11 protein-coding genes and 1 riboswitch are annotated in these 12272 nt (G+C 51.6%); all 11 genes read left to right on the top strand.

The features are described from left to right. The first annotated feature begins 187 nt into the window (after positions 1–187). The 11 genes from DWZ45_RS09160 (at position 188) to DWZ45_RS09115 (ending at position 12192) form a co-directional block, all read left to right on the top strand. On the top strand, positions 188–949 hold the full coding sequence (locus tag DWZ45_RS09160) for a hypothetical protein (RefSeq protein ID WP_147353105.1): 762 nt from the start codon (positions 188–190) through the stop codon (positions 947–949). Between the two features lie 297 nt (positions 950–1246). Next, positions 1247–1424, top strand: a riboswitch (cobalamin riboswitch). A 41-nt stretch (positions 1425–1465) separates the two neighbouring features. After that, positions 1466–2695, top strand: coding sequence for a sirohydrochlorin cobaltochelatase (locus tag DWZ45_RS09155; RefSeq protein WP_118468705.1), 1230 nt, complete (start codon positions 1466–1468; stop codon positions 2693–2695). Positions 2696–2700: 5 nt separating this feature from the next. Continuing rightward, entirely contained in the window at positions 2701–3624 is a 924-nt protein-coding gene (locus DWZ45_RS09150) for a hypothetical protein (protein WP_118468704.1), read from the top strand. An 87-nt stretch (positions 3625–3711) separates the two neighbouring features. After that, positions 3712–3963, top strand: a complete 252-nt coding sequence (locus DWZ45_RS09145) for a YlmC/YmxH family sporulation protein (RefSeq protein ID WP_106999996.1) — start codon at positions 3712–3714, stop codon at positions 3961–3963. A gap of 122 nt (positions 3964–4085) precedes the next feature. Further along, positions 4086–4583, top strand: a complete 498-nt coding sequence (gene nrdR, locus DWZ45_RS09140; protein ID WP_118293197.1) for a transcriptional regulator NrdR — start codon at positions 4086–4088, stop codon at positions 4581–4583. Beyond that, entirely contained in the window at positions 4583–5098 is a 516-nt protein-coding gene (locus DWZ45_RS09135) for a YqeG family HAD IIIA-type phosphatase (RefSeq protein ID WP_118293196.1), read from the top strand. The genes nrdR and DWZ45_RS09135 overlap by 1 nt, the downstream gene beginning before the upstream one ends. Before the next feature lie 36 nt (positions 5099–5134). After that, positions 5135–5266: a hypothetical protein gene (locus tag DWZ45_RS14745; RefSeq protein ID WP_270228417.1), complete on the top strand. Its 132-nt coding sequence runs from the start codon at positions 5135–5137 to the stop codon at positions 5264–5266. Positions 5267–5336: 70 nt separating this feature from the next. Continuing rightward, positions 5337–5894, top strand: a complete 558-nt coding sequence (gene efp, locus DWZ45_RS09130) for an elongation factor P (RefSeq protein WP_022358740.1) — start codon at positions 5337–5339, stop codon at positions 5892–5894. A gap of 305 nt (positions 5895–6199) precedes the next feature. Then, on the top strand, positions 6200–6976 hold the full coding sequence (locus tag DWZ45_RS09125) for a peptidoglycan recognition family protein (RefSeq protein WP_118468702.1): 777 nt from the start codon (positions 6200–6202) through the stop codon (positions 6974–6976). A 196-nt stretch (positions 6977–7172) separates the two neighbouring features. After that, on the top strand, positions 7173–8942 hold the full coding sequence (gene argS, locus DWZ45_RS09120) for an arginine--tRNA ligase (RefSeq protein WP_118468700.1): 1770 nt from the start codon (positions 7173–7175) through the stop codon (positions 8940–8942). A gap of 22 nt (positions 8943–8964) precedes the next feature. Further along, positions 8965–12192, top strand: coding sequence for an SNF2 helicase associated domain-containing protein (locus DWZ45_RS09115; protein ID WP_118468698.1), 3228 nt, complete (start codon positions 8965–8967; stop codon positions 12190–12192). Positions 12193–12272 lie beyond the last annotated feature (80 nt).

The raw sequence follows: 12272 nt of genomic DNA, 5'->3' as shown, positions 1-12272 counted from the left end.
GAAAATGTGTAACAGTTCAGTAGGTCTGCGCATTTACTGCGCTGACCGTACGAAAACATGGGCCAGCAGGCAAAAATCCCATTGCCGTAGGCAATTTTTGGTGGATTTTTGCGCGTGACTGTGAAGGTACTGAACAGTTACGAAAATGCCAGAAAAAAGGAGAAGCCGAAAAGGGGCGGCAGCAAACATGAGACGATTGAAACAAACATGGATCGCCGCAGCACTTGGGATGAGTGTATGGATGACCGCCTGTGCGGGCGTGGCATCGGAGACAGCCACACAGGAAGGGGCTGTCGATGAGGAGAGCCAGGGGGCGATCCGTGAGGCTGTGGCTGAAAATGATCAGGCGCAGGAGCAGCCCAAACGGGATAAAACGCAGGAAACTGAGCGGACGGAACCGCTCACGGTTGAACCAGTCCGGGAAACCCTCAATATGACGCATTTTGACAACTGTACCTTTGCAGCTGGGTTCAAACCGCAGCAGATCCATCAGGATGAAAGCAATGTTATCATCACATTGACGGTCTATGACTATGAGCATTTTCATAAGGCAGATATCGATGAACTGCAGGCGGGAGATACGCTGCTTATCGATGGGAAAGAATGTCTCATTACTTCGATTGACCGACAGGAGTCTGGGCGGATCGAGATCAATGGCGGTCCGGCACAGGGGGGAGAAGAGCTGAGAATGGTAGAGGAGGATTCCTTTTATGGCTCGGAGATGGCAGTCGGGAGAAGTTACCATAAGCTGGGAGAGGTTACGCTGCAGATGGATGAGAACTTTGTCCTGACAGATGATTCTGACCCGGATACACCGCCGCAGGTGTATACCGCGGAAGAATTATTCGCGATCCGTGATCGGCTGATCGGGGAGTTTAAGCCATACAACACGGCTGTGACGGTGAAGAATGAGAAAATTATTTCGATTTACCGGAAATTTATGCCATAAAAAATATAAAATCATTAAGAGGAGGAGAGCACCTTTTATCCGGATGAGAGGTGCTTTTTTGTGTAACAGGAAATTCCTTGGAACTCCCTGTTACACAAAAAGGCACTAACGTGCCAATGATGCGCACTCGCGCGAAGCAGAAACATGTCGCAAGCGACCGCGCTCGGCGCGAGAATGTGCCAAGGCACATTCTTTTTCAATATAATTTCCGGGATAAATTGACTTTTAAACATACCCCATCTATAATGAAACAAGCTGATATGGGCAGTGGGTGCCGCTGTTTGTGCCAGATCAGTCAGATTGCTCGGATTGGCAGGCGTGGACAGGGGGTAAAAGGGAAACAGGTGCAAAACCTGTGCGATCTCGTCACTGTGAACCGGAGAGTGGCGCCGCAGATGCCATTGCGAAAGTGAGAAGGCGCGGCGTGCATGATGACCCGAAAGCCAGGAAACCTGCCGGCTGTCGTGAACATATCGGTTAAAACTATTTTTGTGCGAGTCACACAAGGAGGAAAACATGAGAAAAAACAAAAAAGTAGTTGTAAGTGCAGCGGCAGTTACGATGTCCGTATTGCTTGGAGCCTGCGGCGGCAGTACATCCAGCCAGGCAACCTCGACGGAGGCGGCTTCTGAGGCAGAGACCGAGGCAGCTGAGAGTGCCGATTCCGATCAGGAAGCAGCAGATAAGGTGGCAAAGCTGATCGATGACATCTATGTACAGGAGCGCACCGATGACACGGATGAGCAGTGCAAGGCAGCCAAAGAGGCATGGGATGCCCTGACTGACGAGCAGAAGGAGCTGGTAGAAGGCGAGAACGCAGATCCAGATTATTTTGGTCGTGATACCGGCGACGCGAGCCTGGACGATCCGCGCAATCAGGATGAGATTGGCGACAAGGAGATCCTGGTAGTCAGCTTTGGTACTTCCTTCAACGACAGCCGTGTGAAAGATATCAAGAGTATCGAGGATTCCATCCAGGATGCATTCCCGGATTGGGCAGTCCGCCGTGCATTTACCGCACAGATCATTATCAACCACGTTGAGGCTCGTGACGGCGAGTGCATCGACAATATGGATCAGGCACTGGAGCGCGCCGTGGAGAACGGAGTTAAAGAGCTGGTTGTCCAGCCGACCCACCTCATGCACGGTGCTGAGTATGACGAGATGGTTGAGGCGCTCGAGAAGTATCAGGATAAATTCGAGCAGATAGCTGTCGCAGAGCCGCTGTTGGGTGAGGTTGGCGACGATGCAACCGTTATCAATGCAGATAAAGAGGCAGTTGCAAAAGCAGTTGTAGCAGAAGAAGCTTCGGAAGCTGGTTTTAAAGATGCAGCTGACGCAGCCGATCAGGGAACTGCATTCGTTCTGATGGGGCATGGTACCGCACACGTTGCAAAGGTAACCTACAGCCAGATGCAGACCCAGATGCAGAATCTTGGATATAGCAATGTATTTATCGGTACCGTAGAGGGCGAGCCGGAAGAGACCTCCTGTGAGTCTGTTATCGGGGCAGTGAAGGCAGCAGGTTATAAGAATGTCGTTCTTCGTCCGCTGATGGTAGTTGCAGGTGATCACGCAAACAACGACATGGCAGGCGATGACGAGGATTCCTGGAAGAGCCAGTTTGAGGCATCAGGTGCATTTGACAAGGTAGATACTCAGATTTCCGGTCTGGGCAGAATTAAAGCAGTAGAATCCTTCTATGTTGCTCATACACGGACAGCCATTGATTCTATTGTGAAATAATGTATATGAAAAAGAAATTAAATTTAGCGGCGCTTCTGCTTGCTGCCGCTTTTCTCGGAGCGTGCGGAGGACAGAAACAGGACGCAGCTGACACCGTGGCGCAGACAGAGAGCGCAGAAACCGAGAATGCCGATCAAAAGAGCAGCATTGACCTTGCAGACGGCGTCTACACCGTCGATTTTAAGACGGACAGCAGTATGTTCAAGGTCAATGAATCGAAAAATGGAAAAGGTGTCCTGACGGTCAAGGATGGCGAGGCGACACTTCATATCAGCCTGACCTCGAAAAATATCGTGAACCTGTATCTGGGTACTGCGGACGAGGCAAAGGAAGATGAAGCCGGTTGGCTGCAGCCAACCGTAGACACGGTTACTTACAGCGACGGTCTGAGCGAGGAGGTCAACGGCTTCGATGTGCCGGTTCCGGCGCTCGGAGAAGAATTTGACCTGGCTCTGATTGGTAAGAAGGGCACCTGGTACGACCACAAAGTAAGGGTAGAAAATCCGGTTTCCGGAGAGGCAGAGGACGCGGAAGCGGCATCATCCGAGACGGAGAATAGCGATGATGCGGCAGATGCCCAGAAACCGACAGGGCAGACTGCAGATGTGGCAGACGGCACTTATACCTGTGAGGTAACCCTGCAGGGAGGTTCCGGCAGAGCATCGGTGGACAGCCCGGCGACCATTATCGTCAAGGATGGAAAGGTGATTGCCGATATTGTCTGGAGCAGCCCGAACTATGAGTATATGCTGGTGGATGACGTGCAGTATGATCCGATCCAGACCGAGGGCAATTCCGAGTTCCAGATTCCGGTAACGCTGGATGAGGATGTAGCGGTCAGTGCCTTGACGGTGGCGATGAGCCAGCCGCATCTGATTGATTATACGTTGCATTTTGACAGCGTGACGTTATCAGAAGTTACGAAATAAAAGTAGATAAAAATACCTGTCCAGGAAGAACCTCCCGGTCCTTTTGTACATATTTTGATTACAGAAGGATCCGGGAGGTTTATGTCTATGCGTATCTGTGAACTCAAACAGCGGGAAGTGATAAATGTAAAAGATTGCAAGCGCCTTGGTTTTGTGGGCGACGTCGATTTTGACATCAGCACGGGAAAAATGCTTGCGATCATCGTGCCGGGACCGGGCTGTGTCTGGGGCTTTCTGGGGCGGGAAAAAGAGTACATAATTCCATTCTGCGACATCTGCCAGATAGGGGATGACATTATTCTGGTGAGGCTGAAAGAAGAGAGAGAAAAGAAAGAATAAAGAAGGAGTAGCGGAAAACTTCTGCTTGCAGAAGCGCACTTCCTGCGATATTATAATAAGTATGATATGTTATGAAAACCTGGCGGGGGCATATCAATAAAACCAGAAAAGGGGAAGAGCGATTGAAGTGTCCATTTTGCAACGCGGCTGACACGAAAGTAATCGATTCACGGCCTGCGGATGACAACAGTTCTATCAGACGCCGGAGACAGTGCGAGACTTGTGGAAAGCGTTTTACCACATATGAAAAACTTGAGACAATCCCTCTGATGGTTGTCAAAAAGGATAATACCCGGGAGATGTACGACCGGGCGAAGATAGAGGCAGGAATCCTGCATTCCTGCCACAAGCGCCCAGTCTCTCCGGGACAGATTTCGGCGTTGATCGACGATGTGGAAAACAATTTATTTAACCGGGAAGAACGGGAGATCTCGACCGCGGTGATCGGGGAACTTGTGATGGAGCGGTTAAAGGATCTGGATGTGGTTACCTATGTGCGGTTTGCATCGGTATACCGGGAGTTTAAAGACGTCGATACATTTATGGAGGAACTGCAGAAGATACAGCAGCGGAAAGTGCCGTCGTATGAGTCTGGAAAGAACGGGGAAGAGACCAGATGATGGGAAATGCGTTTTATCCGGATGAATGGCTGGATTCTGCGTATGATATCCCGTATGAGCAGTTTTACCAGAAGGGAATGCGGGGTATCATATTTGATATTGACAATACGCTGGTGCCGCACGGTGCCCCGGCGGACGAGCGGGCAGTACAGCTGTTTGAACGTTTGCGGGCGATCGGGTTCCACACCTGTCTGCTCTCGAATAATAAGGAGGCGCGGGTCGCCCCGTTTGCCGGACAGGTAGGTTCGGATTATATTTACAAGGGCAGAAAACCGAAGCGCAGCGGATACAGGCAGGCGATGCGCCGGATGGGAACGGGCGAGCGCTCGACGATGTTTGTCGGGGATCAGCTCTTTACGGATGTGTACGGGGCGAGGCGGACAGGCATCTATTCGATTCTTGTAAAGCCGATCAATCCGAAGGAAGAGATCCAGATCGTGTTAAAGCGGTATCTGGAGAAAATTGTCCTGTGGTTCTATGTGAGAAGACAGGAAAAAAATATCGGAAGTTTGTAGCTGGGTGTTTTTGAACGGTTTGAAAGAGCTTGCCAAGTGGCAGAACTGGATGCTGACAGGAGTGCCGGAAACGGTGGAAAATCAGTTGTTTTCAGAAAAAATATCGGCAATTTTAGAAAAATAAGGGGCGGAATTGACATGATGTGCCCTGTGTTTTCAAAAAAGTAGTTGAAAAAGAGGATTTTATAGTATAAAATAAAAAAGATAAAGCGAGTATTTTCAAGGAGGAGCATCATTTATGATATCAGCGGGCGATTTTAGAAACGGCATCACACTGGAGATTGATGGCAACGTATACCAGATCATGGAATTTCAGCACGTAAAACCGGGAAAGGGAGCTGCGTTCGTTCGTACTAAAATTAAGAACGTAATGAATGGCGGCGTTGTAGAGAAAACCTTCCGTCCGACCGAGAAGTTCCCGTCTGCCAGAATCGACAGAGTTGATATGCAGTATCTGTATTCCGATGGCGACTTATACAACTTCATGGATGTAAACACATATGAGCAGGTAGCTTTAAACCAGGAGACAATCGGCGACGCACTCAAGTTCGTAAAAGAGAACGAGATGTGCAAGATCTGTTCTTACAACGGCAAGGTATTCTCCGTAGAACCGCCGCTGTTCGTAGAGCTTGAGATCACAGATACAGAGCCGGGCTTCAAGGGCGATACCGCTACAGGCGCTACCAAACCGGCAGTTGTAGAGACTGGCGCTACTGTATATGTACCGTTATTCGTAAACCAGGGCGATAAGATCAAGATCGATACACGTACTGGTGAATATCTGTCCAGAGTCTAAGTTATAACATATACGTCAGAAAGGTCTTCACGATACCGTTTGTACCCTTGTGGGGAGGCAGTCGTGTCACTGACAGGTTTCTGACTGGAAACAGAGATTACTGTTTGTGGCAGGCATTTTCCTTTGCTGGTTATGTAGCGCATGAACAGTAGCAAGCAGAGAAACTGTTGTAAGATCCGGAGGAAACGTCGAGATTTTACAACAGTTTTTTTGCTTAACATATTGGGGAGGCGTCTATGACGCGTCCGTTGGTTCATCTCAGAGAGCGGGTTCGGAGTGAGCGGTGCTCATGGGGAGTGATAAATATGGAGAACGGAAGAGAAGACCGTCTGCGTCTGGGGGAAGAGGATGAGCCGGCGCGCAGATCTGGTGGCAGGAAGAGGCGTACATCCGGCAGGCAGACGGCAATCCGCCGGGAGCGGACGAGGCAGCAGAAGAAGCGCCGTGTGATGATGCAGCTGTTTTTGTGTCTGCTTATTTTCCTCCTGGGTGCGGGAACAGGCTGGACGCTGCGCGGGAAAATGATCCGCAAGCTGATCGATCCGTCCACGATCGAGATGCCAAACTGGATTGATGAGCAGCTTCTCACGGTCAACCGATATTCCAGACCGGGGACGAATATCCCGGTCATCAACGGGATCGTGATTCACTATGTGGCAAATCCTGGGACGACGGCACAGCAGAACCATGATTATTTTGAGGGGTTGAAAGATCAGAGCGGCAGTAACACTGTTTCCGTCAGCAGCAATTTCGTGATCGGTCTGGACGGCGAGATCATTGAGTGCGTTCCGGTCGGGGAGAAGGCATATGCCTCCAATGAGAGGAATGCGGACACCGTTTCGATTGAGTGCTGCCATCCGGCGGCAGACGGAAAGTTCACAGACGAGACGTATGACTCGCTGGTAAAACTGACTGCATGGCTGTGCAAGCAGCTCGATTTAAGTCCGAAAGACGTGATCCGTCATTATGATGTGACTGGAAAGGCGTGCCCGAAGTATTTCGTGGATCATGAGGATGCCTGGAAGCAGTTCCGCAAGGATGTGAAAAAGGCAATGCGGAAGGATATATCAGATGAGAGATGACTCCCACCTCTTCAGGTGGCGAGGAGCAAATTAGTATCAGTGGTGGGAGTGGGGCTCCCATCTGATATAGCCTCCGGCAGGATTGCTTAAGATGCGCAAAAGAAATATGTCATGCTTTGCATGACGCGCATCTCGCAGCAAGAATGCAGAGGCATTCTTGAAAATATGCGATATAAATTATGAAAGGGAATCTAGTATGAAAACGATTTTAGATTTGATCGTGGAAGAACTGAAACCGGCGTTTACCGGCTGCGGGTACGATGAGAAGTACATCCGCGTAACGGTATCAAACCGCCCGGATCTCTGCGAGTATCAGTGTAACGGCGCGATGGCAGCTGCCAAAGCGTATAAAAAGAAACCGATCGATATTGCCAATGAGGTGGTGGAAAAGACAGCCGGAAGCAAGATGTTTTCTGAGATCAACGCCGTGATGCCTGGATTTATCAATATCCGCCTGAATCCGTGCTACCTGGCATCCTATGTACAGCAGGTGGCAGAGGATGAAAAGCTGGGACTCAACGCAGTTAAGAAGCCGGAGACGATCATCATCGATTACGGCGGAGCCAATGTAGCAAAACCGCTGCATGTCGGACACTTACGTTCCGCGGTCATCGGAGAGAGCATCAAGCGCATCAGCCGCTATATGGGACACCATGTCATCAGCGATGTGCATCTGGGTGACTGGGGATTGCAGATGGGACTGATCATCGAGGAGCTGCATGACCGTCAGCCGGATCTGGTATATTTTGACCCGGATTATACCGGCGAGTATCCGTCGGAGCCGCCGTTTACGATCTCCGAGCTGGAGGATATCTATCCGGCAGCGAGCGCGAAATCCAAGGTAGATGCGGCATTCCGTGAGCGGGCACAGCAGGCAACCTTCAAACTGCAGAGTGGCTATGCACCGTTCCATGCGATCTGGAAGCACATCATGAACGTGTCCTTGAAGGATCTGAAAAAGAACTATGGCAATTTAAATGTATCGTTCGACCTCTGGAAGGGCGAGAGCGATGCGCAGCCATATATTCCGGGACTGATCGAGGATTTACAGAAAAAAGGTCTCGCCTATGAGAGCGATGGCGCGCTGGTTGTCGATATCGCACAGGAAGGGGATGCGAAGGAATATCCGCCTTGTATCGTCCGCAAATCCGACGGTGCGGCGCTGTATGCGACTTCCGATCTGGCGACGATCATCGAACGTGAGCAGGATTTCCATCCGGACCGCTACATTTACGTCGTAGACAAGCGCCAGGAGCTTCATTTTATCCAGGTATTCCGTGTGGCGAAGAAGGCGGGCATCGTCAAAGAAGATACGCCGATGATCTTCTTGGGCTTCGGTACGATGAACGGCAAGGACGGTGGTCCGTTCAAGACACGTGAGGGCGGTGTTATGCGTCTGGAGCACCTGATCAAGAATATCGATGAGAAGGTATATGAGAAGATTCAGGAGAAGCAGAAAGTTCCGGCGGACGAGATGACACGCACGGCGGAGATTGTCGGTCTGGCGGCACTTAAATATGCCGATCTTTCGAATCAGGCGACCAAAGATTACATTTTCGATGTAGACCGCTTTATTTCCTTCGAGGGAAATACAGGTCCACATATCCAGTATATGATCGTCCGCATCAAGTCCATTCTGGAGAAATACAAGGAACTGCGCGGTGCGGATGCTAAAGTGGTTCCGATCCGTCCGGCTGAGAGCGAGACAGAGAAAGCACTTCAGATGGCGCTCTGCCGTTTCGGCGAGGTGACAGAATCTGCATTCTACGAGACGGCGCCGCATAAGCTCTGCCAATACATGGCGGCAGTGGCGGATGCGTTTAATGCATTTTATCTGGAAAATAAGATCCTCTCCGAGGAGGACGCAGCGAAGCAGGCAGCCTTTATCAGTCTGATCACGCTGACCAAGCGGGTGCTGGATACCTGTATGGATCTGCTCGGAATGGAATCGCCGGAACACATGTAATCTGTAATATGGAGGAATCCTCATGAAAATAATAAAAATGTCCGTAGATACCTTTTGGAAGGGCGAAGTACGGGTACAGGGACAGATTGAGGATGAGACAAAGGTATATCAGACAAGAATTTTTATCAAGGGTAGTCAGATCTATGACTACTCTTGTTCTTGTGCGGAGGGAAATTCATTCCGGGGTCCCTGCGTGCATGCAAAAGCGCTTCAGGAGGCGTTTGCCCGCCAGCAGAAAGCCGAGCATACACCGCCGGTTTCGACTTCGCCGGAGATCCGGATGATGATCCGGGAGTACACGAACCGGGAAGTAGCGCGGATTCTGGGCGAGGAAGAGCGGGAACCGGTCTATCTGCATCCCTATTTACAGATCCGGCGCGGCGAAGTGCTTTTGGAGGCACGGATCGGACGGGAAAAACGGTATATTGTGAAAAACCTGCTGGAATTTGCACAGGCGGTTCACAGCGGAAAACGGGTGGAATACGGAAAAGGCATGGCGTTTGAACACGTCCCGTCTGCCTTTGCGCCGGAAAGCCGCCCATTTTTAGATCTTCTGCTGGAGGAGGCGGACGCCTACATACGCCATTATGAGGAGATGCGCGGTCATGCGGGGCTGCCGCTTCCGGTGATGCGGGCGTTAACGCTGGGATCTGCAGCGAGGGATCGGCTGTTTGATCTTTTAGAGGGAAAAGAAGTCCAGACGGAGGACGAGAAAGGTGCTGAACGTGTGTGCCGGGTTGAGCGCAAGGATCCACGTTTCCCGGTGGAGGTGGAAGCAAGGGGCGATGGAATTGCGGTTACGGTTCCATCGGCTCTAACTTCGTTCCGGGGAGAACAGCGTCTGTATGTGGCAGATGGATTGCATCTGTTTGGATGCAGTGAACTGTATACAGAAACGATGGGCGTTTTTCTGGAGCAGATGGAACAGGGCGGAAGAGAGTGCGGAAGCCGGAAAGAGAAGCGGGAGCTGCTGGTTGGAAGCCGGGATATTCCGCTCTTTTATGCGCGGGTGCTGGAAGGCATGGAGGCACTTGGGATCTTGCAGAGCCCGGAGATCGATTGGGAGAAATACCGCCCAGAGGCGTTGAAAGCCCGGTTTGAGTTTGACAGTGATTCGCCGGACGAGCTGCGTCTGCGTCCGACGCTTTCCTACGGAGATTTTACGTTTTCGCCGCTGGCGGACGAGCATGTTCCGCGGGAGATCTGCCGGGATGTACCGGCGGAATTTTATATCAGCCGCCTGATCACGCGGTACTTCTCTTACTGGGAGGATGAGAGCGGCGAGCTGGTGATCCGCGGGGATGAAGAAGCGCTGTACCAGGTTCTGAGCGAGGGAATGCCGCAGTTTCAGGAGGTGGGAGAGGTATGGCTGTCAGAGTCTGTCCGCCATCTGCGCGTCCTGCCCCCGCCGGAAGTGTCGATGGGGGTTTCTCTTGGAGGCGGCTGGCTGGATCTGAAGATTGAGACGGCGGGAATCGACCCGGCGGAGCTTTTGCAGGTACTCAGTGAATACCGCCAAAAAAAGAAATATTACCGCATGAAAAATGGCGAATTTTTGCAGCTTTCGGGCGGCGGCCTGCAGGCGCTTGACAGTCTGACTGCGGATCTGGGACTGACAAAGAGTGAATTTCAGGCGGGGGAGGCGAAGATACCTGCCTACCGTGCTTTTTATCTGGACAGTCTCTCGGGCGACGGCAGGATGAAACTGTTTCAGCGGGATGAAGCCTACGGGATGATGGTGCGCGATCTAAAAACGGCGCAGAGTGTCAGCTATGCGGTTCCGGCGGTGCTGGAAAAGACGTTGAGGGAATACCAGAAGATCGGATATACGTGGATGCGGACGCTGGCGCGGTATCATTTCGGCGGGATCCTGGCAGATGATATGGGACTGGGAAAAACGCTGCAGGTGATTGCGCTTCTGACGGCATTTTATCAGGAAAAAACCGAGCAGAAAGCGGCTGGAAATGAAGGCAGTGGGTCAGAATTACCTCTTCCGTCTTTGATCGTCTGCCCGGCGTCGCTCGTCTACAACTGGGGACAGGAATTTGCCCGGTTTTCGCCGGAGATCCGCGTGCTTCTGATTGCCGGGACGGCGAAAGAACGGCAGGAACAGCTGGAGGAGCAGATGCGGATGGAGGCGTCTGAGGGGGCGCAGGTGATCATCACGTCCTATGATCTGTTGAAACGGGATCGGGCAGCGTATCTGGGACGCACGTTTGAATATGAGATTATTGACGAGGCGCAGGTCATTAAAAATGCAAAGACACAGGGAGCGAAGGCGGTAAAGGAGATTTCGGCGAATGTCCGTTTCGCCCTGACGGGAACGCCGGTGGAAAACCGGCTCAGCGAGCTTTGGAGCATTTTTGATTTCCTGATGCCGGGATTTTTATACAGTTACCGGAAGTTTCGTGAGAGGTATGAGCTGCCAATCGTGAAAAATCAGGATCCGGAAGCATTGACGGCATTGCGGCGGATGACGGGACCGTTTGTCCTGCGCCGCTTGAAAAAGGATGTGCTGCGGGAGCTTCCGGGCAAGGAAGAGAGGATCGTTTATTCGGCGGCGTCGGGGCGGCAGCAGAAGCTTTATACGGCGTCGGCGTTGAAACTGAAAGAGGCGCTGGCTGGCGGCGCGTGGTCGGGTAATGGAAAATTGGAAGTGCTTTCCCAGCTCATGCGGCTGCGCCAGATTTGCTGCGATCCGGCACTCTGTTTTGAAGATTATACGGGAGAATCGGCGAAGCTGGAGACCTGTGTTTCGCTGATCGCATCGGCGTCTGCGGCGGGACATAAGATCCTGCTCTTTTCCCAGTTTGCCTCGATGCTGGAGCGGATTCGGGAACGCCTTTTACAGGAGGGCATTTCGTCCCATCTTCTGGTCGGCGCGACCCCGAAGGAAGAACGCAGCCGGATGGTGCAGGCGTTTGCCTCGGATGAGGTTCCGGTGTTCCTTATTTCCCTGAAAGCCGGGGGAACGGGACTCAACCTGACGGCGGCGGATATCGTGATTCATTACGATCCGTGGTGGAATGTGGCAGCGCAGAACCAGGCGACCGACCGCGCGTACCGGATCGGGCAGGAAAAGCCGGTCACGGTATACAAACTGATCTTAAAGGATACGATAGAAGAAAATCTTTTGAAGCTGCAGAATGCGAAGCTTGCGCTGGCGGCGCAGGTGGTTTCAGAGGGAATGGTTTCACTGGGCGATTTGAGCCAGAATGAACTGATGGAGCTGTTTGAACAGAATCCATAAAAAAATTTGCAGAAATAACGGGCAGGAGGAAAAAGCGTGAAGCAATGGAAACGATACAAATCATATATACTGCCATATAA

It is taken from the genome of Clostridium sp. AF32-7AC (assembly GCF_003477925.1).
Classification (GTDB): Bacteria; Bacillota; Clostridia; order Lachnospirales; family Lachnospiraceae; genus Otoolea; species Otoolea fessa.
The sequence above is the reverse complement of the archived record's forward strand: the minus strand, read 5'-3'. Positions and strand labels throughout refer to the sequence as shown.